This is a genomic window from Paraburkholderia sp. EB58, from assembly GCF_050436665.1.
In the GTDB taxonomy this organism is placed as follows: domain Bacteria; phylum Pseudomonadota; class Gammaproteobacteria; order Burkholderiales; family Burkholderiaceae; genus Paraburkholderia.
The window spans coordinates 379,815-404,203 of sequence record NZ_JBNDMQ010000002.1; the positions used below are offsets into that span (position 1 = coordinate 379,815).

A 24,389-nucleotide genomic window follows, 5' to 3' on the forward strand; every position below is an offset into this window, starting at 1 on the left:
GCGAGAACCAGATTCGTGAGGATGGCTATGAATGAGTTTCGCACCTTGTTTCAAGGCAGTTCCCGAGCCGCGCGGTTCTCCGCCGGAGCGGTGATCGCTGCCGCCGGCGTGGCACTTCCGCCGCACGCACTGGCGACGGAAACCGGCATTGGGCGCCCGATCACAGGCATGCAGATCGCCCCGTATGCCGGCATCGTGCCGCCCACCGACGACTGGATCGTGTCGATCACCTCGATTTACTACGAGGGCTCGCTCGGTGCTAGCAAGACGTTGCCGATTGCCGGGAAAATCACGGCGGGTCTCGATTACCACCTCTCGTACAACATCGTGAACGCGATCAAGACCTGGGGCATTACCGCCGGTGGGTGGAATTTCGCGTCGTCGTTCGGCATGCCGCTTCAGTACACCGACGTTTCGTCGTTTCATGGCCGTCTGCCGGATGACCATGCCACGCAGTTCGCCGATATCTTCTTTACGCCGGTGGTGGCGGGGTATCACCTGACCAAGACCGATCACATCGCGTTGAGCGTGCAGATCTACGCGCCGACGGGTGCCTACAACACGGACCGCCTCGCCAATGCCGGGCAGAACACCTGGACTTTCACTCCGACCTTCGCGTACACCAAGCTGCTGCCGAAGGAAAACATCGAGCTGTCGCTGAATTACGGCGTCGAGTTCTACACCACCAACAACCAGACGGAGTATCACAATGCGCCGGTCAGCGTGCTCGATGTCCTGGCGCTCAAGCGCTTTGGTGCGGGCTGGGGCGTGGGCGTCGTGGGTGGCTATATCCAGCAGCTTGGCCATGACACTGGCGGTCTCGCGGATATTGTGGGCGGCGCGCAAGGGCATTCGGTGGGCGTCGGGCCGATGGTCACGTGGAACGGCAAGGTTAGCAAGACACCCGTGGGCGCGACGTTGCGCTGGGTGAACGAGTTCAACGTGAGCAATCGGCCGAAGGGGAATGCGGTGGAGTTGTCGGTGAATGCGACGTTTCAGTGACGGGGGGCGGTTCAGGCGCTGAGTTGCGGGTGGTGAGCTATGGGGTTCCTCGAGCACGGTTCGGCCATTATCGGCCGGCGCGAGTCCGTGAATCCTGTAGTTGCTCGAAAGCATCGACAATGCGCTGCACGAATGCGTTCTTGTGGGCGAGTACGCCATCGGGCGATTCGGGATGAATCAGCATGGTTGCGTTAGCTTCGAAGACGAGCACGCGGCCATCCGCTAGCAACGTAAAGTCGATCCCCGCGTAGTCGAGATCGAGCCGGCGTCCTATCGCAGCGATCGCCTTGGCTGCCCGCTCGCCAAGTGCCTCGCTCGTATTCTCGAGAAAGCGGCGCTCTTCGTCGAGCTTCCATGGATTCGTGGTCATTTCCGCCGAGACATAGTGGACCATCCACTGCGGCGAGATCGCGAGATGGTAGGCGTACGGCTCGCGATCGACGAACACGATGCGGTACTTCCGAAAGTACCCGTCCGCACTGCAGAAGTTGCGAAACATCGTCAGATAGCACGGCGCGCCGAGCGCATCGAGCGCGGGCCACAGCGTGTCGACGGAGTGGTGCAGCGTCAAATCGTCGCCACCGTGTTTCGCGAGCGGGCGCATCAGCAGCGGAAAACCGATGCCGAGTCCGACAAGGTGATGCGCGAGTGCGTCGGGCGACTCATAGGTGCCTTCGAGACGGACGCACGGCGGGACCAGCACGTCGTCGAGGCCGGCAAGCAATTCGGGCAGCCGGTGACGCTGGGTACGCATGACTGGCGCGGGCTGGTTGAGCAGCGGCCGGGCGCAGCGCCGGGCGAAGCTCTCCAGCCGTTGCGTGAGCGGCTGGGCGACGTCCGGATCGCCGACCGTGTTGAAGACCAGATCGAACGGAGGTAAGTGGTAGTCTTCGGCTTCGCGGGCCCAATCGATCGCGTATTTGATGAGGTAACTGGTGGCCTGTGGAAGCAGCGTCGCGATAGGGATGTTGCCCGACTCGCGCCCGGCACACAGGATCAGCACACGGCGTGAGGCCCGTTCCGACGGTTCGACGAAGACGCGTTGCAGGCTATAGGCGCGACTACGGTGGGTCTGTGCGTCGCCGGCGCGGCCCAGCAGGTCGAATACGGCGGCGAGGTTCTGGTGCGCCATCGCGAGATTCGGCTCGACTTCGAGCGTGTGCTCGTACCATCGCAGCGCTGACGTGTTGTCGGCTTTCAGGTAGTAGTAAGTGGCAAGGTTGAAGAGCGCAAGCGCAGGTCGGGGCTGCGCTGCGGCTGCAACGGCCTCGAAGGTTTCGAGCGCTATGCGGTGAGCACGGGAGCCGGTTTCGTCGCCCGCGTCGTGCATCGCATCGGCGACAGTGCTGTGCAGGGCGACGTTCAGCGGATCGAGGTCGAGCAAGCGGGCCAGCTCCTTAAGCGCAGCGGGCATGTGCTCCCGGCCGTTTCCCGGCGACACCGGCTGCGCCTGGGGCGCGGCGCTGGTGGCGTCGGCTTGATCGCGTGAGGGGGCGGGGGCGGTTCCTGAGGCAGACGTCATGTCGGTCCTTGAAATGGGCACCGTCTCGCACGCTTTTGCGACGGAGCCGGGCGAAAAAAACGAACGAATAGGGCGGCGCCGGACCGGTCCGTGTCTACCGCTCGATCTCGGTTTCCGCGGACCGGCGTCCAAAAATCGGTTCAGGTTGCCGGGGAGGGTGCCGTTATACAGGCAAACCGCTACCGTCCAGAGTCATGCTGCGCAAAAAATTCGTCCCTCCCGTGCCTGTTCCGCCCAAGCGGGTGCGGCCGAGTTCGCACGATCGGCAGCCACTGCCGGAACGCAACCTCACTCATGCCGCACTGGAGTATCACTTTGCACTTCGCTGGCTCGATAACGGATGCGGAACCCTGCAGAACTTCATATTGCTCGCGCGGCATCTTGTCGTCGCCCGTGCGCTCGGAAAACTAGGCTGCCAACGCATTCCGGATGTCATGCTGGCCGGAGCTGACGAAGCCATCACGAAGTGGACGCGCCACGGTCTCAAGACGGGCGAATTCCGGGTCGATAGCCATGCGTTCGAAGCGATCCGGTGTTTTCTTCTGGCGCACGATGAACAACTCAGCACAGCATCGAGCGCGGCGGTTTCTGTTGCGCTAGCCGATCTGAACGAGGTGTGCAGCACGGCTTGGGCAACACCCGCTGCCCCGTATGCCAGCGCGGGGTCAGGATGAATCGTTTCAGCGGCGATAAACCGATGCACAGCGCCTCCCTCAGGGTCGTCCAGTTGCGGGACGGTTCGCGGTCAGTCGGGAAACAGCAGCGACATGCTTATGGAACACCGCCGCCTATCCGGTTATTTGGCTCTTCGAAGTGACCGCTTTGCCTTTCCTTTGACGGCGAAATCGGTGATTTGGCTGATCTCGCCCTGGTCGAGCGTATCGCCGTCGACCTCGAAATCGCGGATGGAATCGTTGCCAGGGTAGATTCGGGCAAGTGCCAGGCCCGACGTGGACACCCCGCGCGCGTGATTGAAACGCTGCTCTTCCGCCGGCGGTTCAGCTGTCACGTGGTACACGACAGCAAGTTTCCCGCGCTGGGTGGACGGCACGGAGCCCATCAGGTCGGTCAGTCCGCTACGAAGGGCGACCACCGCGTCGAAGGCGCCCATGCTGCCGATCAACTCCTTGACTGACATCTGCAGCAGTTGGGCATTGAGTGGAATCGCACCCGGGTAGCTCGTGCTTTCGAAGAACACCTGATAGCCCTCTGCGTTCAGCTGGTCAGTCAGGATCTGCCACATTTCGGGTTGAAACGGCTTGTGGCTGTTGGCATGCGGGATCACCAGGACGCGGCGTGCCTGCGCCAGCAGTGCCTCGGGAAGGGGCACTTCCGGCACGAGTGCCTCTATGCCGGCGGATGTCAGCGGCAAGCCCAGGGCGTAGGCGTAGCTTTCCTTCAGCGTCAGGCGGCCTTCCCTGCACACCAGTTCCATGTTGAAACGTCCGTCGGCAAACCAATCGGTAAATGGAACGAAGGGGTAGCCAGGCTTGCGCATGCCCTGGTGGAACAGTTCGGGCAGAAACTGGACGAAATGTGGCGCGTAGCGCACCACGAAATCAGCCGCCTGCGGAAAGAGTTCAAAGAAGTCCATCCGATGGTCGGGCAGGAACAACGCAACCGGGCCTTCTTGACGCAAGAGGGGAAGCAAGGAGCAAATGAAGGTGAATTCGCCGAAACCGCCAAACGGAAATACGAAAAACGTTTTGTCGGGGTCCATGCCATTTTGTTTGACGTGTTCGCGGCACAGATCGAAAAATGCGTGAGCCGATTCGCGTGCAGAGCCGTGCCTGAGGCGTATCATTTCTGGTCCTTTCCAGCAGGATAATGAGTATGACTACGTAGATGAATCAATCGGTCAGCTCGAACGCGATGCCGGACAGACCCTCGTCGCGCTTGAGGTTGAATGCCAACGCAGTTTGAAGTCCGCGTGGCTTGACGTCGTTAAGCAGCACGCGCTCACCCTGCGGCAGCCCGAAAATCGCCTGGTCGAATCGAAGTCCCGCCTGGCTCAGGAATTCCAGCGTGCTCTGGCGGTATTGTTCCTCGCGCGCACTAAGCAACAGAATAAAATCCGTTTCCGGAATGTTTTTCCAGAACGCAAGCACACCGGGCAGCAACTCGTCGCCGCTGGATTTGTGGCCGTTGTGCTTGAGGATGGTTCCGTCGAGATCGATCAGCCAGGTGTGCGCGAGACTGCTCAAGGCTATGCTCATAGTTTCGCCGTGCCGCCTTCCAGCCAATACAAGCCAAGGTAGAACGAGCCAATCACCGAATCGATGTCATCGCGAGCGTACCCGGACAACGCAAGCCAGATGAGACCATGCAGCACTTCGATGCGCGCAAGCTCCGGGCCAAAATACTCGGCGAAGATTTCCCGCGCGGTATGCGCATAACGTGGCTCCTCGAGCAAAACCTCGACGGTCTCGTTATCGACATGTAGCTTGAATTTGCGCCGATTGAACGTGTCGTAGCCGCCCACTGCCGAATAGAACACTTTGGCGAAGTCATACCATGGGTCGCCCATGATCCCGGGCTTCGAAAAGTAACCGCGCGGGTCGATAAACCAGGTGCGCAGCTTGTTGTCGATCAGCGAATTGGAGAAGGTTGCGTCGCCGTGGATCGGCTTGAACCGGTCTGGAATCAGGCGCGGCATCAGTGACCCGATGACATCAGCATGCTTGTCAGCGAACAGGTTGCGGCATTTGCGACCATTGATGGTGATGGAGGGGCGGTCGAAGTTGGGGATAATCGAAGCGACGCTGTTGACGCGGCTGATGGTCTTATTCAGGTAAACGTCGATCACTTCGTCGTGCCGGGTTTCGATGCTGCTTTTGTCGTGCAGCGAAGTCAGTGCATCGAGATAGTCGGCGAGCACGGCACGCTGCTCACGCAGCGACAGGTCCGGAATCTGGTACAGGTGCATGCCGTCTATCCGTTCCAGCACAAACGGCGTTTCCGACAGGACCTTGGGAATGCGACGGAACCCGAGCCGGGTCGCTTCGCGGTACCAAGCTTGCTCCTTTTCGACCAATCCCTCGTATTGCGGATCAATCGCGCACTTCTCGACCGTCTTGTCGCGGATGGTCACCTTATTGAAGAAGCGGGAAAAGCCGGCAGCATCATTGGCGCTCTCGAGCGTCGCGAAGTCGCCCAACTCCTGGAGGTCGTTGAAGTTGGCCAACTCGAAATCGTGCACATTGGCCGCAAACCACTTGACGAATTCGCCTTGTGGCGGCGGCGCCGGAAACAACTTTGCCTGGGGGAAGTAAAACATCCCCGGGATACCGCCGTCCGAGGCCGGCGATTCGTGCAAGGCGCCTTCCGCGGATACGGTCCAGCGGCAGGCGAAGGCCGACGTGGTAAACACGACGGGCTTTTCCGTTTCGGGCCACTGCGGCTGGGAGGTCACGATCAGATCGCTCCATATCAGGGCCAGCGGCTGCTCGGCTGGAACCTGATGTAGCGCTTCCGCGATGCCGGAGGCGGTCCCTTCGCCGCCCGCGCGCAACAGCTTGTGCGGCACTCGCGGCGGATTCATCAGCAGGTATTTTTCCAGCTGTTCGTATGCGTAGTCCCCGATGACCGTAAAACTGGCTTCAGGAAAGCGGTCGAACAGGTGATACAGCAGCGGCTTGCCTTGAACCGAGACCAGGCATTTCGGCTTGTTCCAGGTATGGTGACGCAAGCGGCTGCCGCGCCCCCCTGCTTGCACGATGATGTGGAGTGCCTTGTCAGTCATATAACTCTAAGGGGCTATTCACAGATTAGAGGAAGGCCAGTTGCAAGCGAACGGATGCACGTGTCATCCATGCCTGCGCATGGGTTTCGCCAGGCGGCTTGCTGCCCGGCCAACGGAGCGCTAACCGACGGACGCGACTGCGGATTTCACTGCTGCGATCACATGCTCCACGGCGGCATCATCCAGTTGAGGGCCGATCGGCAAACTGAGCAGTTCTGCGGCCATTGTTTCGGCCAGTGGGAACTGCCCTGGGCGGAACCCGGCGTCGCTATAGGCGGCCTGCAGGTGTGGCGGAATCGGGTAGTGGATGAGTGTCGAGACACCTGCTTCCTTGAGTGCATTCTGCAAGGCGTCACGACGCGGATGGCGGACCACATAGAGATGCCAGACCGGCTCGGCCGAGCGATGGACCGAGGCAGGAGTCAGGGGCAAGCCGGCGAACGCCGCGGTATACCGGTTTGCCACCACTGCCCGGCGCGCGTTCCAATCGTCGAGCCGCCGAAGCTTCACGCGAAGCGCCGCCGCCTGGAGCGGATCAAGCCGACTGTTGAACCCTTGCGCCTCGTTGACGTATTTGACGCGCGATCCGTAGTTGCCCAGCACCCGTAGTTTGTCGGCAACGGCAGGGTCGTTGGTCGTCACCGCACCGGCATCACCGAGCGCCCCGAGGTTTTTGCCGGGATAGAAGCTCCACGCTACGGCATCGCCATGACCACCGAGCCGTCGGCCCTTGTATCGAGCGCCATGCGCCTGGGCGGCGTCCTCCAGAACCTTCAGGTTATGCCGGCGCGCAATGTCCAGGATCGGGTCGAGGTCGGCCGGCTGGCCATACAGATGAACCGGCAGGATTGCGCGTGTCCAGGGCGTCAATGCGGCTTCGATACGAGCCGGGTCGAGGTTGTACGTTCCCTCAGCCGGTTCGACCGGCACGGGCACGGCACCGCACTGGGTCACCGCCAGCCAGGTTGCAATATAAGTGTTGGACGGCACGATCACTTCATCGCCGGGACCGACTCCGAGAGCGCGTAGCGCCAGGTGCAAGGCATCGAGGCCGTTGGCGACGCCGACGCAATGGCCGGTTCCCGTATAGGTAGCGAATTCCCGCTCGAAGGCCGTGACTTCCTCGCCGCCGATGTACCAACCGGAGCGCATCGAGGCGAGCACGGCCGACTCGATGTCATCCTGCAGTTCGCGGTACGCCGCGCCAACGTCAAGAAACGGAATGCTCATGGATGTTCTGTGCACGGAGGTATTGTTGATAGTCGCGGTAATAGTCGTCTTCGTCGTATTTGTTCGAGGCAAGGACGAGGCAGACCGAACCGGACGAGAAGTTATCGAGCTCGCGCCAGATCATCGGGCACACATACAAGCCGTGATAGGAGCGGTTCAGATGAAAGCGCCGCTTGTTGCGGCCGTCGTCGAGCACGACATCGAAGCTGCCGGACATCGCAATGATCAGCTGCTGCAAGCCCTTGTGGGCATGACCGCCTCGCTCTGCGCCGCCGGGTACGTCATATAGGTAATAGACGCGGCTGATATCGAACGGAATGTGGCCCGAGCCTTCGACGAAGGTCAGGTTGCCGCGCGGCTCATGGATCTTCGGCAAGCTGATCGTTTCGCAATAGTCCAGAGTGCCTTGCTTGATTGGTCTCATGCTGGCGTGTCCACGAGAAGGTTGCGGGGCTTCGCAGCCTTGGCGGCCGGCTTGCGAGTCGATTTCTTTGGCGGCTCGGTCTGCTTCGCCTGAAGCGTTTCGAGAAAGCTCAGGTAGCGCTCGCAGGACGCGCTGACCTGTGGGAATACCGCACCCAGCCGGGCCGCCAGGGCCTGGACCTGTTCCCGCATCCCGGCAAGCTCAGCCGCCGTGATCACGCCGGTGGCATAGGACGCGACGAGCAGGTCGATATAGTCGGAGAAGCAATATCCAAAGTCGGGGTTGGCACTGGCGTTGGAGTTCGACGCCAGGCGATCGTCGCGCCGGAAATAGGTCAGTTCCTCGTCGATATAGAAGGCGGAGCCGCCCTCCGCCACCTGGCAGTAAAAGGCCAGATCGGCCAGTCCGGACGTGAAGTCGTGACCGCCGAAGCGGAACATGTCACGTGTACCGATCTTCCAAAGCTTTTCCCGTCTGAACAGGATCGACGAGAACTCACCGACGAAGTTGCGCATCCCCAGCGTCATGATGCGATGCATCTCCCTGCCGGTGAGCGAACCGTGCGCCTCGTAGGGGCGGCGCGTTTCCGTGCGCTGGTTGTCGATGTTGATGACCTGCGAGGCCGAGAACACGAGTTCCACGTCGCTGGCACTGCGCAACGCGGCCACCATCCGCTCGACGCAGAAGGGGTGCAGCAGATCGTCGTCGAACAAGGGTTTGATCAGCTCGCCTTTGGCCGAGAACAGGGCGGCGAGTACGTTGTCGGTGCGCTTCACCGGGCAGCGTTGGTAGATCACGCTGGGAAACTGGCGGCAGATCGTCTCGATAGCGTCGGTCGGGCAGTTGTCGCTGACCAGGATCTCTATGTTCGGGTAGGTCTGGCCGATCGCGGAGCGCAGGCATTGCTCGAAGTGCGCCGGCTTGTACGACGGGATCACGATGCTAACTAACGGCAGCGACATGGTGTACTCGTTCTGGGAGGTTAGGCGATTCAGGTATCGACGCGCTCGAGGTTGCGCTTGTAAGGCAGGATGATCTCCCGACCGGCGCACCGATGATCGGCTGAAAAGATCGGGTTTTAGGCTTCAAATCGGCGGCTGATGCCTGCCTGGCCAACCTGGCGTAAGCCGATGATAAAATTCGCCGCTTGATTGCCAACGCGCAGACTCAAGGCCGCCTACATGAACCATCAAGCCGAGCCGTACTTCATCCACGCGCTTGCGGACGTGCAAACGGACGCCATCGGTGCGGGTACAAAAATCTGGCAATTCGTTGTCGTTCTGGCGGGAGCCGTGATCGGTCGCAACTGCAACGTCAACGCACACTGCCTCATAGAAAGCGATGTCGTGGTTGGGGATAACGTCACGGTCAAGTGCGGCAACTTTCTGTGGGACGGCTTGCGGATTGAAGACAATGTCTTTATCGGGCCGAATGTCACGTTTACAAACGACAAACATCCACGCTCGAAGCAATATCCGGAGGCTTTTCTGCCGACTACGGTCAGGCGCGGCGCATCGATCGGCGGCGGCGCCACAATTTTGCCTGGCATTACGATCGGCGAGGGCGCCATGGTCGGCGCAGGCTCGGTCGTCACGCGGGATGTGCCTGCGGGCGCGACGGTAGTCGGGTCGCCTGCCCGGATACTGAAAACAGGTGGTTGATCCGGCGCTCTGATCACACTCTGATCAAATATTCGTGGTCATGTCTGGCGTGACCACTTCTTCCGGCTTCGCGCATCGTGCCGGGATTGTCCAGTGTCAAACGGCCCGCATCCTTGGCGCGCGCCACCTCCCTCTCTCGTGATCCCGCTAACTCGCATGCCTGAAGCAAGTTTCAGGCCAATTCGTCACCAAGGCGTCACGATCAGGAAAGGAATCGAACGGAAAACACGCTTGTAAACGCGCGCCGTCCGTGATACGCGACGTTCATGCGAGGACGCGCGGTTTTTTTCATGTCTTTGAATAAATTGAATAAATCCGAATTCTGATGGTTTTGGATTGGCGTCGTTTGAAGTTTATTTAAGCCGGTCCCTAAAGTTTAGGTAAGGAATGTCGATGACCAGATTGAGTCAGGCGTCGAGTGGGCCATTGAATCTAGTGCGATAGACGAGTGTGAAAGACGCCGCCCGGGAACAATAAACTAGGAAGGATCAAGCATGACCTCAATCGTATCGTCGCTTACGCCGGCTCAGATCGGCGCCCTGACCACGAGCCAGATCGCGAGTTTGACGACCGCCGATACCGCCGCGCTGACGACCGCGCAGGCTGCAGCTCTCACGACGACGCAATTGTCGGTGATGCCGACCGCCGATGTGGTCTCGATCAGCACGGCGGGCCTGGCCGCCCTTTCTAGCAGTCAAATTGATGCGATCTCGACGACCGCTATTGCCGGCCTGAAGACCAACCAGATCAGCGCGCTGACAACGTCACAACTGGAAAACCTGACTACGGCTCAAGCGGCAGCGCTGACCTATGTTCAGGTGGCGGCGTTGACGACGACGCAAGTGGCGAACGGCCTGTCGACGGCGCAAATCGGAGCGCTGAACACGAGTCAGGCGACGGCTCTGACCACGGCCGACGTGGCTGCGCTGAGCAGCGCGCAGGTTGGCGCGCTATCGACGGCCGACGTGGCCGCGTTGAAGACCAACCAGATTAGCGCGCTGACGACGGCGCAATTGCCGGGCCTGACGACGACCCAGATCGCCGTGCTGAACACCGCACAGGCAGCAGCACTGACGACCGGGCAAGTGGCCGCGCTGAGCACGACTCAGCTTGGCGCGCTGTCAACGGCCGACATCGCTGCACTGAAGACAAACCAGATCACCGCGCTGACGACATCGCAACTGCAAAATCTGACGACGAGCCAGGCGGCCGCGCTGACGACGTCGCAAGTAGCCGCGCTGACGACGGCACAACTGTCCACCGGCCTGACGACGACCCAGGTCAACGCACTGAGCACGGCGCAGGCATCGGCTCTGACGACGGCACAAGTGGCGGCCCTGACGACGGCCCAGGCTAACGCGCTGTCGACGACCGACGTGGCCGCGCTGAAGACCAACCAGGTCAGCGCGCTGACGACCTCGCAACTGCAGGGCATGACGACGACGCAGATCGCTGCGCTGAACACCGCGCAGGCATCGTCGCTGACGACCGGGCAAGTGGCCGCACTGAGCACGGCTCAGACCGCCGCGCTGTCGACGGCAGACATTGCTGCGCTGAAGACGAGCCAGATCACCGCGCTGACGACGTCGCAACTGCAGAACCTGACGACGAGCCAGACGGCCGCGCTGACGACATCGCAAGTGGCCGCGCTGACGACGGCACAATTGTCCACCGGCCTGACGACGACCCAGGTCAACGCACTGAGCACGGCGCAGGCATCGGCCCTGACGACGGCACAAGTGGCGGCCCTGACGACGGCCCAGGCTAACGCGCTGTCGACGACCGACGTGGCTGCGCTGAAGACCAGCCAGGTCAGCGCGCTCACGACCTCGCAACTGCAAGGCATGACGACGACGCAGATCGCCGCGCTGAATACCGCGCAGGCATCGTCGCTGACGACCGGGCAAGTGGCCGCGCTGAGCACGGCTCAGACCGCCGCGCTGTCGACGGCCGATATCGCCGCGCTGAAGACGAGCCAGATCACCGCGCTGACGACATCGCAATTGCAGAACCTGACGACGAGCCAGGCGGCCGCACTGACTTCCGCACAAGTAGCGGCGCTGACCACGGCTCAGGCCGACAGCCTGACGACGGCGCAGGTCAACGCACTCACCACGGCGCAGGCATCGGCGCTGAGCACCGCTGACCTCGCCGCGCTGACCACGGCTCAGACGAGCGCGCTGTCGACGTCCGATATCGCCGCGCTGAAGACGAACCAGGTGGCAGCCCTCACGACCGCACAACTGCAAAACCTGACGACGACCCAGACCGCAGCGCTGACGACGTCGCAAGTGGAGGCGCTGACGACTGCACAGCTGTCCACCGGTCTGACGACGACGCAGATCAACGCACTGAGCACGGCGCAGGCATCGGCCCTGACGACGGCACAAGTGGCGGCCCTGACGACGGCCCAGGCTAACGCGCTGTCGACGGCCGACGTGGCTGCGCTGAAGACCAGCCAGGTCGGCGCGCTGACGACCTCGCAACTGCAGGGCATGACGACGACGCAGATCGCCGCGCTGAACACCGCGCAGGCATCGTCGCTGACGACGTCGCAAGTGGCCGCGCTGAGCACGGCTCAGACCGCCGCGCTGTCGACGGCAGACATTGCTGCGCTGAAGACGAGCCAGATCACCGCACTGACGACGTCGCAACTGCAGAACCTGACGACGAGCCAGGCTGCCGCGCTGACGACGTCGCAAGTGGCCGCACTGACGACCGCACAGGTGGCCAACGGTCTGACGACGACGCAGATCAACGCACTGAGCACGGCGCAGGCATCGGCACTGACGACGGGGCAAGTGGTGGCCCTGACGACGGCACAGGCTAACGCGCTGTCGACGACCGACGTGGCCGCGCTGAAGACCAGCCAGGTCAGCGCGCTCACGACCTCGCAACTGCAGGGCATGACGACGACGCAGATCGCTGCGCTGAACACCGCGCAGGCATCTTCGCTGACGACGGGGCAAGTGGCCGCGCTGAGCACGACCCAGCTTGGCGCGCTGTCGACGGCCGACATCGCCGCGCTGAAGACGAGCCAGATCACCGCGCTGACGACGTCGCAACTGCAGAACCTGACGACCAGCCAGGCAGCCGCGCTGACGACGTCGCAAGTGGCCGCGCTGACGACGGCACAGCTGTCCACCGGCCTGACGACGACCCAGATCAACGCACTGAGCACGGCGCAAGCATCGGCACTGACCACGAGTCAAGTGGCCGCGCTGACGACGGCACAGTCGAGCGCGCTGTCGACGGCAGACGTGGCTGCGCTGAAGACGAGCCAGGTGGCCGCATTGACGACCACACAACTGCAAAACCTGACGACGGCCCAGACGGCCGCTCTGACGACGTCGCAAGTGGCCGCGCTGACGACCGGGCAGGTAGCCAACGGCCTGACGACGACGCAGGTCAACGCACTGAGCACGGCGCAAGCATCGTCGCTGACGACGGCACAAGTGGCGGCATTGACGACGGCCCAGGCTAACGCGCTGTCGACGACCGACGTGGCCGCGCTGAAGACCAGCCAGGTCAGCGCCCTCACGACCTCGCAACTGCAGGGCATGACGACGACGCAGATCGCCGCGCTGAACACCGCGCAGGCATCGTCGCTGACGACGTCGCAAGTGGCCGCGCTGACGACGGCGCAGACCGCTGCGCTGTCGACGGCCGACATCGCCGCGCTGAAGACCAACCAGGTCGCAGCGCTGACGACGTCGCAACTGCAGAACCTGACGACGGGCCAGGCAGCCGCGCTGACGACGTCGCAAGTGGCGGCACTGACGACCGCACAGGTGGCCACGGGTCTGACATCGACGCAGGTCGGCGCACTGAGCACGGCGCAGGCAGCGGCGCTGTCGACGGCCGACGTGGCCGCGCTGACGACGGCCCAAGCTAGCGCGCTGTCGACGTCCGATATCGCCGCGCTGAAGACGAACCAGGTCAGCGCGTTGACGACGTCGCAGCTGCAGAACCTGGGCACGAGCCAGATCGCAGCGTTGTCATACGCACAGATCGCTGCACTGACGACGACGCAGGCACAGAACGGCTTGACCACCGGCCAGATCGGCGCGTTGAGCACGGGTCAGGCATCCGCGCTGACGACGGCGGATCTGGTGGCGTTGAGCACGGCGCAGATCAACGCGCTGTCGACAGCAGACGTGGCGGCGTTGAAGACCAACCAGGTTTCGGCACTGACGACGGCTCAGGTACAGAGCCTGACGACGACCCAGGTGCAAGCGCTGTCGAGCGCACAGGTCAACGCGCTGACGTCGTCGCAGGTGCAAGCCATGACGACAACCCAGATCCAGTATCTGACCTTGTAATCCACGTCATCGATTGACGCATCTTCGATGACGGCCCAAGTCGCCTGACCACGGTCAGGCGACCAGGGTGCAGCAGCGAAATTTTACGGCGCTAGGCTCTTGAGGGCTGATTGCGCCGTTTTTTTATAGGAAGCGCAGATCTTCGATCGACTCCATGGTCGAGCGATCCGGGGGGCGGACAACCATGCATGTGTGCGGAAAGCGCCGTCGCGCAACAATAAAATCCAGGAAGTGTGAAGCATGACTTCAATCGTATCGTCGCTGACGCCGTCTCAGATTGCTGCCCTGACGACCCAACAGATCGGGAAACTCACGACCTCCAACATTCAGGCGCTGACGACCGCGCAGGCCGCAGCCCTGACGACCACGCAATTGTCGGTGGTGTCGACTGCCGACGTCGTCTCGATCAGCACGGCGGCGCTCGCCGTCCTTTCCAGCAGTCAGATCGACGCGCTTTCGACGGGCGATATTGCCGCGCTGAAGACCAACCAGATTGCGACGCTGTCGACGGTACAACTGCAGAACCTGACGACCGCGCAAGCGGCCGCGCTGACCTACGCCCAGGTAGGGGCGTTGACGACGACGCAGGTCGCGAACGGCCTGTCGACAGCGCAAATCGGAGCCATGAGTACTAGCCAGGCGAGCGCGCTGACGACGGCGGACGTGGCTGCGCTGAGCACAGCGCAGGTTAGCGCGCTGTCGACGCAAGACGTCGCCGCGCTGAAGACCAGCCAGATCAGCGCGTTGACAACGGGGCAACTGCAGGCGCTGACGACGGGCCAGATCGCCGCGCTCAACACCGCGCAGGCAGTGGCACTGACTACGATGCAAGTGGCCGCGCTGACGACGGCTCAGTCGAGCGCGTTGTCGACGCAGGACATCGCGGCGCTGAAGACCAGCCAGATCCGCGCGCTCACGACAGCGCAACTGCAGAACCTGACAACGAGCCAGGCCGCAGCGATGACGACGGCGCAAGTGGCGGCCATGACGGCAACGCAGGTATCGAGTTGGCTGTCGACGTCGCAGATCGGCGCAATGAGCACCGCGCAGGCAGCGGCACTGACGACCGCGCAAGTGGCCGCACTGACGACGGCACAAGCTAGCGCGTTGTCGACGCAGGACATCGCGGCGCTGAAGACGAACCAGATCGGCGCGCTGACGACGACGCAGCTGCAGAACCTGACGACAAGCCAGGTGGCGGCGCTGACAACGGCACAAGTGGCCGCGCTGACGACATCGCAACTGGTCAACGGCCTGACGACGTCGCAGATCAACGCGCTGGGTACGGCGCAGGCAGCGGCGCTGACCACGGCGCAAGTGGCCGCGTTGACGACGGCACAAGCTAACGCGCTGTCGACGCAGGACGTCGCCGCACTGAAGACCAATCAGGTCGACGTGCTGACGACGGCGCAACTGCAGAGCTTGACGACGGACCGGATTGCCGCGCTGGGCACCGCGCAGACAGCGGCGCTGACGACGGCACAAGTCGCCGCGCTGACGACGGCACAGTCGAGCGCGTTGTCCACGCAGGACGTCGCTGCGCTGAAGACGAACCAGATCACCGCGCTGACGACGGCGCAGCTGCAAACCTTGACGACGAGCCAGGCAGCCGCGCTGACGACGGCGCAAGTGGCGGCACTGACCACGGCACAACTGGTCAATGGCTTGTCCACCACGCAGATCAACGCACTGAGCACCGCACAGGCCGCGGCGCTGACGACGGCGCAAGTCGCCGCGTTGACGACGGCACAAGCTAACGCGCTGTCGACGCAGGACATCGCCGCGCTGAAGGCCAGCCAGGTATCGGCGCTGACGACGGCGCAGGTCCAGAGCCTGACGACGGGCCAGGCAGCGGCGCTGAGCGCCGCACAAGTAGCGGCGCTGACTACGGCTCAGGCCGACAGCCTGACTACCACGCAGATCAACGCGCTGACCACTGCGCAGGTGTCAGGACTGTCGACGGCAGACGTGGCGGCGCTAAGCACGTCCCAGACCGGCGCGCTGTCGACGGCAGACATCGCCGCCCTGAAGAACAGCCAGATCAGCGCACTGACGACATCGCAACTGCAGAACCTGACGACGGACCAGGCAGCAGCACTGACGACATCGCAAGTCGCCGCGCTGACCACGGCACAAGTGGCCAACGGCCTGTCGACCACGCAGATCGCGGCACTCAGTACGGCTCAGTCGTCGTCGCTAACAACAGCCCAGTTGGCCGCGCTGACGACTACCCAAACGCAGAGTCTGACGACGAGCCAGGTGGCTGCGTTGTCCACCGCGCAGGTAGCAGCGCTGACGACGGCGCAAGTCGCAGCGCTGAGCACGGCTCAAACGAGCGCGCTATCCACTGGCGATATCGCCGCGCTTACCACCGGCCAGGTCGCGGCGCTGACTACCGCGCAACTGCAGAATCTGACGACGAGCCAGACGTCGGCACTGAGCGCCGCGCAGGTGGCGGCATTGACGACGGCACAGGTATCGAACGGTCTGACGACGGATCAACTCGCCGCATTGAGTACCAGCCAGGCGGCTGCGCTGACGACGTCGGACGTGGCAGCGCTGAGCACCACGCAGGCGAGCGCGCTCTCAACCGCGGACATCAGTGCTCTTGGGACAAATCAGGTAGAGGCGCTGACCACGACCCAGCTGCAAAACCTGACGACCAGCCAGATGGCAGCGTTGACGTACTCACAAGTGGCTGCGCTGACAACGGTGCAGGTGCAAAGCGGTCTGTCGACTGGGCAGATCGCGGCCTTGACCACGGCTCAGGTGTCGGCACTGACGACGTCGGATCTCTCGGTGTTGAGCACAGATCAGACGGTTGCGCTGTCCACCGCAAGTATTGTCGCGCTCAGCACGGGTCAGATGGCAGCGCTCACCTCGGATCAGGTGCAAAGCCTGACGTCCAGCCAGGTGGGTGCGTTGAGCGCAGCACAAGAAGAGGCACTCACAACACCGTTGACGTCGAGCCAGATTCAGTACCTGACGGTTTGATGTGTGACCGCGATCGCAGCGTAACGCTGCGTCGCAACGACGCGGCGAGAGGATTCTCTCGCCGCTTGCAACAGCTTAGGTTGAGTGCCGGGTCAAACAGCAGATTGGTCCAGCGCACCAACAAGCTTCCTGAACTGCTTTTCGAGGTTGGCGGTAAAGCGCGGTGTGTCGAACAGCACCCCGCTTTCCCTGACCTGGGCGAGATGCGCACGCAGGCGCAAGCAATCCTCCTGCGCATTGGCGAGGGCCACGGCCTTTTCCTCGTAGTCCTTCAGGCTGTAGGTGATCAGCTCCTCCAACCCGGCAGCGGTCAACAGCGCGCCGGCCATGCGGGAGGCGAAGGTCCGACCGCTGTAGGTGAGGACCGGCAAACCCATCCACAACGCGTCATTGGCAGTAGTGCCGGCATTGAACGGGAACGAATCGAGGAACAGGTCGGCGACCGCATAGCGGGCCAGATAGTTCTCCGGCGCCACGCGCGGCGCGAACACCAGGCGGTTCGCGTCGACGCCAAGCGCCTCTGCGGTCTTGCGCAAATTCGCCTCGGCCCACGGGTTGTCGGACAGCAGCCAAAGCACGCTATTGGGCACCTGGCGCAGGATATTCATCCAGACTTCGAATACCTCAGGCGTGAATTTGAAATTGTTGTTGAATGAGCAGAACACGAACCCTTCAGGCGGCAAGCCGCAGCTTTCGCGCGAAGGCGCCGGTCCGCTGACGCGTTTTCGATCGCTGACCTGGTACACGTCCGGCATGTACAACGGTGTTTCGGAGTAGTACTTCGCGAATTTCTTCGGAATCAGGAAGCGATCGGCAATGACGTAGTCGATAAACGGCAGACCTGTCGTAGCCGGCAATCCGAGGTAGGTCACCTGGATGGGCGCGGGACGATAGGCCAGCAAGTTCGGGCGTGCCCCGAGAGTCTGGCCGTGCAGATCGACGAGGATATCGACCTCATGTTCGCGGATCAGCCGCGCCGCCGCCTCGTCAGTGAGTTCGTGGATCCGCTCAAAGCGGTCCATCGACTGGATGATGCGCTGGCGAAGGGCGGAGCCGTCTTCACGCGACCAGCAATAGCCGTAGACTTCAAAGCGCTTCCTGTCATGGAGCTCGAACAATTCGGCGGTTAGCATCGCGACCGGATGCAGGCAGAAATCCGATGACAGGTAGCCGATGCGGATCTTCTTGTGCCCGTATGCCGTCGGACCCGACAAAGCGGGAACGTTGAGGTTGATCTTGTTCTTGACGTAGTTCCTGGCAGCTGCCAACTGCGCTTCCGGATCGTCGGACAGGGCGATCATCGCCAGCGCCGAGGTGGATTGGCGCATCAGCGCCGGATCCACCTGACCGACCGGCGTGTAGACCGGCCAGTCGCACTGTTTGCCGCGCAGGAACACCCAGTGATGGAGCACGTCGGGTTGATTCGGTTCCAGCTCCAGACTTCTCGTCAAGCTGGATAGCGCTTGTGCGTACTGCTGTCTGGTTTCCTGCAACCGGCCGAGATTGTTGAGCGCCAGCAGCCGAAGCGGCCGATCCTCTGCCTCGTCAGGCGAGGTGTTCTCCGCGACCCATGACCATTGGGCAAGGGCGTCGTCAACCTGATTCGCCCGCTCATAGATCAGGCCAAGGTTGAAATGCGGTTGAACGAAAGAAGCCGACAGATCGATGGCCTGAAGGTAGGCGCGTTTGGCCCCTTCCAGATCGTTCAGGTTGAATAAGGTCGTGCCGAGGTTGAAATGGGCAAAATGCTTGAACGGCGAACTGCTGTGCGCGATCCAGGTTTCATACAGTACGGCCGCCAATTCGGCCTGCTGCACCGCCTCCAGTTGGCTCGCAATCGTGAACAGCTCGGTCAGATTGAGCGTTCCTCGCCGCGCCGAGAGGATGTGCGACACGAAATCCGTTACGGGAGAGAGAACGACCTCGCTTGCAACATTCATAAAAAGCGGTCCTGTTGAAAAATGGTATGCGCTCGCGCGAGGCAACTAATGACAGATGTGTGCGGATCAGGCGGGCGTCTTGAACTTGCGTGATGCAGGAGGAGGGCAATTTTGAGCAGTGTAGAGGCAGACTGTATCGCCTAAAGCGCAGAGCAGAGCCTTGATTTCCTCGTATTTCGGATGATTGGCGGGGGCACGAGAGACGGCGGATGCCATCCAGTGTCTCAAGTTTCAGCCCTCCGCCGCCGATATCCAGATTCAGGAGGCCGCTACGAGTGAATACATGCTTCCGTCAAATCTCAGCGTAGCCACATCGCCGATGTGACGCGATTACGGACCCCGGATGCTCAGCATCAGCAGCAACATCGATTCGCTCATCGCACAGGAAAACCTGAATGGCTCGGGCAGTGCCCTGACGCAGGCGGTCACCCGTCTCTCGTCCGGCAAACGCCTCAACAGCGCCGCTGACGACGCAGCGGACCTCGCGATCGCGACCACGCTGCAATCGTCGATCAACGGGCTGAATCAGGGCGTGTCCAACGCCAACGACGGCGTATCGCTGCTGCAAACGGCCAGCGAGGGCGTGACCCAGATTACACAGAGTTTGCAGACGATCCGTCAGCTTGCAGTCGAAGCGGCGGGTGGCACCTTATCGGTGAGCGACAAGGCTGCGCTGCAACAGGATGTGGCCCAGCAGATCGCCGAAGTGAACCGCATTGCGTCTCAAACGTCCTACAACGGTCTGAATCTGCTGAACGGTACGGCCGGCGTGATCACTGTTCAGGTCGGCGCAGAAGTCGGCCAGACCGTCAGCATCAACCTGGGTCAAGGTCTGTCGGCAGCCTTGCTTGGAGCCGTCTCCGGTCCGGATGACTACCTGCCAGGCGGTACACCGCTCGGCACCCTCGCGGGCCTCGACCTGACCTCGAGCGGAGCCGAAAACACCTCAGGCGGCGCCGGTGCGATCACCGCAATCAATGTCGTGGCTAACGGTCTGGGCGGTTTCAGATTCACCGACCAGAACGGCCAGACGATCTCGAGCACGGTAACCAGCGCGCTGTTCACTACTACATCCGGCAGCGCCGGACAGCAGTTATCGCTCAACACGGGCGGCAACAGCGCGCTCCTGCCGTCGACAGAGCTCGCGGCCATTAGTGCTGCGGCAGGGGCCAGCAACACGTCGACGGCCAACGCCGCTGCCGGCACCGTGCTCGGTGTGATTTCGGGCGTCGATATCGATCCGCAGACCGGTGCAGCCGCGACGTCCAGCACGGCAAACGCGATTACCTCGATCAGCGTGCAAGCCAATGGCGCGGGTAGCGTGACGTTCGTCGACCAGAACGGCAACCAGCTGTCGAGCACGGCCGCGTCCGCCCTGTTCGATGTTGCCGGCAACGGAACCAGTCTGGCCGTCTCGTGGAACACGGCGGGCGGCCCGGCGAGCACTTTTGGGGCGAGCGTGGCCATACAGCCGGCTGGAACCGCTCTCGCCAGCATCAATGCGAACAACGGCCTCGTCGTCACGAACAGCACGGGCAACGCTACCAGTGTGCCGACCTCGGTGGCAGCCCTGGACGTCACCACCATGGCCGGCGCGAACCTCGCAATGGAAACGATCGACGATGCGCTGGCGTCGGTGAGCGCCATTCAGGCGACGCTCGGCGCGGCGCAAAATCGCTTCGTCGGGATAGCCGGTTCGCAGCAGGCCGAGTCGACGGACCTTTCGAGCGCGCAATCGCAAATCACAGATGCTGATTTCGCGCAGGAAACCGCCAACCTGAGCCAGGCAGAAGTGCTGAATCAGGCGGGTATTTCGGTGCTGGCCCAGGCAAACTCGCAGCCGCAGCAAGTGATGAAACTGCTGCAATAACAAGCCGCCACATCGCCCCTGCCGATCGGTTCATCCTCTAAATTGCGCCCGATTCAGGGGTCTGTTTATCGCCTGCCATTGACCCGAACCACGCGATACTGCGGAACCATGGGGCAGGCTGGCCTTGCCGCGGATGGATATATGACGGGCGAACAACAGGCGGGCAGTGATGAAAGCCAATATCTTTCAGATTACTAATGACGAAGCGGGCCACAGCCTGCTCGACCCGGGGTTTCCGGTGCTCGACAACACCGCGAACGCGAAACCGGATTGGCGCGAATACAGTGCGGTGCGGAATTTTTTCCTGAGCCATACCGTCAATGAGGACGAGCTCTACGGCTTCCTGTCATCGGACTTCGCGCAGCGGACCGCACTGAATGCGGAGTCGGTTCACGCGTTCATCGAGGGCAATCCAGGTTACGAGGCTTACACCTTTTCGCCCGCCAGCGAGGAACAAGCCTGCTACCTGAACGTGTTTGAGCACGGCAACCAGCTTCATCCTGGCTTGATTGAAGCGGCAGAGGCGTATCTGCGGGAACTCCAGCTCGACGTTAACCTCCGCACGCTGGCGATGGATTTCCGCTCTGCCATGACGGGCTACTACATCGTTGCGAAGCCATCGTTCTGGAACACCTGGTTCGCGCTCACGGAAAAGCTCTTCGACCTGTTTGAAGGCGAGCCCGGCGAATTCCGCAAGGCGCTTGACTCGCTTGCGACTTGTGCGGACGGGACCAGTTTCAAAACGCTTCTCGTCGAACGGATCACAGCGCTGGTACTGGCATTGTGTCCTGACATCCAGGTGCGCGCATTCGAACCGTCGTCCTTACCCGCTCCGCATCCGAACTACCGGAAACACGGGGAACAGATAGCATTCCTGAACGAACTGAAGGAAACCATTCGCCAGAGTGAAGACCCGTCCCGCTTGAGCAATTTCTACGCACTGCGCGGCGCGGTACTGCAGGCGTGCGAGGGCAAGCGGTTTGGCCAGGCGAGCGAGAGTTTCATCGCGACGCCGTTGGCCGCCTCGCGCGAGCTACTGTACGTGTGCTTTACCCACGTGCCGCCGCCTTATGCGTTTCCGTCTTACGTGACCATGCTGCACCTCGGGGAGGCCCAAGGTCCCGGCAAAACCAACCTGCGCGATCTCGCGCCCGAGTGGGAACCCTATCATCCGCAACTGGGCTCGCTCGCTGGATGCTTCGCCCTCAAGAACTACATTGTCAAAAATCGGCTTCAGGTACGCCATGTAGGGATGTGCCAGTACCGGAAGTTCGTCTCCAACACGAGGATCAGCGGTGTGCCTGCCGCGAATTACCCCGTGATGGACGTAGTGAACCGCCGCATGCTCGACAACGCCTTGCTGCACCAGTCTATGTTGCCGGGCGGTCGCGAATTTCTGGTTGTCAAACCGGGGACGGTGAGCGGCGGCTACTACAACCAGTACAAGTTGGCGCACGTCCCGGAGGATTTTCTCCGCTTCACATCGGAAGCCGTGGAACTGGGTGTGTTGACTGGCGACGAAGTCATGCCGTTTTTCCGCAGCGACGCGTTTATGCCCGGCGGCATCGAGCTCGGCGTGTTCCCGACTGACTTCTGGATACAGACCATTTCGTCGATCGAAAAGGTGGTGCGGGCCTGTGTGACGCGCTATCCGGCAAAGCGTTCGGGTTATCAGACCCGCAATTGGGCGTTCTGTGTGGAACGCCTCGGCAGCTACCTGCTGCTGAAGCACCTGACCTCCGCCTATCCGGGCGTCTGGCAACAGCAGTTCATCGGCCAGCTCAATCTGCTGACCGAGGATGAGAAAGCCGTGTACGTGGCCGGACGCTAATCGGATCTCTCCCGGCTTTTCTTTCAGACACAGCGTATGACATCCAACCCATTGAGCGCCCTGCCGATAGCAGGTGCGTTTGTCGCACAGAGCAGTCCGAAGGAAGATGCGCGCGGTAGCTTCATGAGGCTCTTCTGCGCAAACGATTTTGGCGAGGCCCACGGTGCACGGCAGATCGTGCAGATCAACTGGTCGCATACGGTCACGGCCGGCACGGTGCGGGGCCTGCATTTTCAGCAAGGCGCTGAGGCCGATGCAAAGTGGGTGCGCTGCGTTGAGGGCCGGGTTTGGGACGTGATCGTGGATCTGCGGCCCGCTAGCGCGACCTTTATGAAATGGCATGCGGTGGAACTGTCGGCGGCCAATTGCCGGGCGGTGTTCATTCCGGAAGGCTGCGCACACGGTTTTCAGAGCCTCGAGCCCGATAGCCGGTTGCTCTATCTGCATACCGCTTTTCACAACCCGGCGGCCGAGCGTGGCGTAGCCTTCAATGATCCGCAACTCGCGATCGGATGGCCGCGCGAAGTCACGTTGTTGTCCGAGCGGGACCGCGCGCTACCGACCGTGCAGGCCCTGTTCGGCTAACCCGCGCCGTCGGCTGACGCGGGCACCGCCAGCCTGTCACAGGTATCTGACCGCCGGCATGGCTACTGCGAAGCGGACCTCGGGCCCGAGCGCCGGTCTCTGTTGCGCGACGATCTCATCCGAAATATTCCACGGCAGGATCAACACGACATCGGGCTTCGCACGGGCGAGATCGGCGGGAGAAACGATGGGAATATGGCTGCCGGGCATGAACTTGCCCTGCTTGGAAGGTGCAGCATCGCAGACGATGGGCAGCAGGTCAGGTCTGACACCCGCGTAGTTGAGCAACGTATTGCCTTTCGCGGCGGCGCCGTACGCCGCCACCTTGAGGCCGGCATCTTTGGCGTCCAGCAGAAAGCGCAGCAGGCCGTTCTTCGCATCGTCCACGCGTTGCTGGAAATTCCTGTAGGTCTCGGGCTGCGTGATGCCGCGCGCTTCTTCGAGGTGACGGATGCGTTCGACCGAAGCGTCGTCGGCGCGCGGGTCCTCTGCATGGCAGCCGAACACACGCAGGCTGCCGCCATGAGTGCGGATCTGCTCGACGCGACAAACTCGCAGGCCAGCCACGTGGAAGATATGCTCGACGGCCTGCAATGAAAAATATGAGAAGTGCTCGTGATACACCGTATCGAACTGCACTTCGTCGAGCAGGTTCACCAGATGCGGAAACTCCAGCGTAATCGTGCCGCCGGGTTTGAGCACGGTTTTCAGGCCGGCGGCGAAGTCGTTGACGTCGGGCACGTGGGCAAACACGTTATTGCCGATGATCAGGTCGGCCAGGGGGCCGGACGCAGCCAGTGAGCGCGCTAGCTGCTCGCCAAAAAATTCCCGCACGACCGGAATGCCGAGCGCTTCGGCGCGCGCCGCGGTGCTCGCGGTCGGCTCGATGCCGAGACACGGGATCTGCGCGGAGACGAAATTGCGCAACAGATAGCCGTCGTTCGAGGCGACCTCGATCACGAACGAATCGCGGCCCAGCGACAATTCTTCGATAACCGATGACGCATAGTGGCGCGCGTGCGCGAGCCAGCTTTCGGAGACCGAAGAGAAGTACGCATAATCCGCATCGAACAACGTCTCCCGCGCGGCGTAGTCCTCGGTTTGCACCAGTCGGCACGCGTCGCAGACGAACAGCTTGAGCGGATAGTGGCGTTCGGGCCGCGCCAGATCGGCATGGCTCAGATAGGCATTCGAGGGCGGTGCGAAGCCAAGATCCAGAAACGGAAACGTCAGCGGATGATCACAGTGGCGGCAGTTCAAGACTTC

17 protein-coding genes are annotated in these 24,389 nt (G+C 62.0%); 8 read left to right on the forward strand and 9 right to left on the reverse strand.

Annotated elements, in window-relative coordinates; genetic code table 11:
• The first annotated feature begins 27 nt into the window (after window positions 1-27).
• On the forward strand, window positions 28-1,002 hold the full coding sequence (locus P3T40_RS04350; RefSeq protein ID WP_429266436.1) for a SphA family protein: 975 nt from the start codon (window positions 28-30) through the stop codon (window positions 1,000-1,002).
• A 67-nt stretch (window positions 1,003-1,069) separates the two neighbouring features.
• On the opposite strand, the gene P3T40_RS04355 is transcribed toward P3T40_RS04350, so the two are convergent.
• Window positions 1,070-2,524, reverse strand: coding sequence for a hypothetical protein (locus tag P3T40_RS04355; protein WP_429266437.1), 1,455 nt, complete (start codon window positions 2,522-2,524; stop codon window positions 1,070-1,072).
• A gap of 194 nt (window positions 2,525-2,718) precedes the next feature.
• On the opposite strand from P3T40_RS04355, the gene P3T40_RS04360 reads away from it, so the two are divergent.
• Window positions 2,719-3,198 carry a hypothetical protein gene (locus P3T40_RS04360; protein WP_429266438.1) on the forward strand — a complete coding sequence of 160 codons (480 nt, stop codon included), beginning with the start codon at window positions 2,719-2,721 and terminating at the stop codon, window positions 3,196-3,198.
• Between the two features lie 122 nt (window positions 3,199-3,320).
• Here P3T40_RS04360 and P3T40_RS04365 read toward each other — a convergent pair whose 3' ends face one another.
• From P3T40_RS04365 to P3T40_RS04390, 6 genes are all read right to left on the reverse strand, one after another.
• A complete protein-coding gene (locus tag P3T40_RS04365) occupies window positions 3,321-4,328 on the reverse strand; it encodes a hypothetical protein (protein ID WP_429266439.1) in 1,008 nt (335 codons plus the stop codon).
• A 46-nt stretch (window positions 4,329-4,374) separates the two neighbouring features.
• Window positions 4,375-4,740, reverse strand: a complete 366-nt coding sequence (locus P3T40_RS04370; RefSeq protein ID WP_429266440.1) for a hypothetical protein — start codon at window positions 4,738-4,740, stop codon at window positions 4,375-4,377.
• Complete coding sequence (locus P3T40_RS04375; protein ID WP_429266441.1) at window positions 4,737-6,266, reverse strand: NTP transferase domain-containing protein; 1,530 nt, start codon at window positions 6,264-6,266, stop codon at window positions 4,737-4,739. Before P3T40_RS04375 ends, P3T40_RS04370 begins: the two co-directional genes overlap by 4 nt.
• A 120-nt stretch (window positions 6,267-6,386) precedes the next feature.
• A complete protein-coding gene (locus P3T40_RS04380) occupies window positions 6,387-7,496 on the reverse strand; it encodes a DegT/DnrJ/EryC1/StrS family aminotransferase (RefSeq protein WP_429266442.1) in 1,110 nt (369 codons plus the stop codon).
• Window positions 7,477-7,920, reverse strand: coding sequence for a sugar 3,4-ketoisomerase (locus tag P3T40_RS04385; protein ID WP_429266443.1), 444 nt, complete (start codon window positions 7,918-7,920; stop codon window positions 7,477-7,479). Before P3T40_RS04385 ends, P3T40_RS04380 begins: the two co-directional genes overlap by 20 nt.
• Window positions 7,917-8,882 (reverse strand): glycosyltransferase family 2 protein, encoded by a 966-nt coding sequence (locus tag P3T40_RS04390; RefSeq protein ID WP_429266444.1) that lies wholly within the window; start codon window positions 8,880-8,882, stop codon window positions 7,917-7,919. The genes P3T40_RS04385 and P3T40_RS04390 overlap by 4 nt, the downstream gene beginning before the upstream one ends.
• Window positions 8,883-9,101: 219 nt before the next feature.
• Here P3T40_RS04390 and P3T40_RS04395 point away from each other — a divergent pair, with 219 nt between their 5' ends.
• The 3 genes from P3T40_RS04395 to P3T40_RS04405 all read left to right on the forward strand — a co-directional run bounded on the left by P3T40_RS04395 (window position 9,102) and on the right by P3T40_RS04405 (window position 16,897).
• Window positions 9,102-9,581 carry an acyltransferase gene (locus P3T40_RS04395; RefSeq protein ID WP_429266445.1) on the forward strand — a complete coding sequence of 160 codons (480 nt, stop codon included), beginning with the start codon at window positions 9,102-9,104 and terminating at the stop codon, window positions 9,579-9,581.
• A gap of 494 nt (window positions 9,582-10,075) precedes the next feature.
• The gene (locus P3T40_RS04400) at window positions 10,076-13,903 is read left to right on the forward strand and encodes a beta strand repeat-containing protein (protein ID WP_429266446.1); all 3,828 of its coding nucleotides are present in this window, start codon (window positions 10,076-10,078) and stop codon (window positions 13,901-13,903) included.
• Between the two features lie 240 nt (window positions 13,904-14,143).
• Window positions 14,144-16,897: a beta strand repeat-containing protein gene (locus tag P3T40_RS04405; protein ID WP_429266447.1), complete on the forward strand. Its 2,754-nt coding sequence runs from the start codon at window positions 14,144-14,146 to the stop codon at window positions 16,895-16,897.
• Between the two features lie 92 nt (window positions 16,898-16,989).
• On the opposite strand, the gene P3T40_RS04410 is transcribed toward P3T40_RS04405, so the two are convergent.
• Window positions 16,990-18,837 (reverse strand): tetratricopeptide repeat protein, encoded by a 1,848-nt coding sequence (locus P3T40_RS04410; protein WP_429266448.1) that lies wholly within the window; start codon window positions 18,835-18,837, stop codon window positions 16,990-16,992.
• A gap of 343 nt (window positions 18,838-19,180) precedes the next feature.
• On the opposite strand from P3T40_RS04410, the gene P3T40_RS04415 reads away from it, so the two are divergent.
• From P3T40_RS04415 to P3T40_RS04425, 3 genes are all read left to right on the forward strand, one after another.
• Window positions 19,181-20,707: a flagellin gene (locus P3T40_RS04415; protein WP_429266449.1), complete on the forward strand. Its 1,527-nt coding sequence runs from the start codon at window positions 19,181-19,183 to the stop codon at window positions 20,705-20,707.
• A 169-nt stretch (window positions 20,708-20,876) separates the two neighbouring features.
• Window positions 20,877-22,538 carry a hypothetical protein gene (locus P3T40_RS04420; RefSeq protein ID WP_429266450.1) on the forward strand — a complete coding sequence of 554 codons (1,662 nt, stop codon included), beginning with the start codon at window positions 20,877-20,879 and terminating at the stop codon, window positions 22,536-22,538.
• Between the two features lie 36 nt (window positions 22,539-22,574).
• Entirely contained in the window at window positions 22,575-23,123 is a 549-nt protein-coding gene (locus tag P3T40_RS04425) for a dTDP-4-dehydrorhamnose 3,5-epimerase family protein (protein ID WP_429266451.1), read from the forward strand.
• A 36-nt stretch (window positions 23,124-23,159) separates the two neighbouring features.
• Here the strand turns inward: P3T40_RS04425 and P3T40_RS04430 are convergent, their stop codons facing one another.
• Window positions 23,160-24,383: a class I SAM-dependent methyltransferase gene (locus P3T40_RS04430; protein ID WP_429266452.1), complete on the reverse strand. Its 1,224-nt coding sequence runs from the start codon at window positions 24,381-24,383 to the stop codon at window positions 23,160-23,162.
• Window positions 24,384-24,389 lie beyond the last annotated feature (6 nt).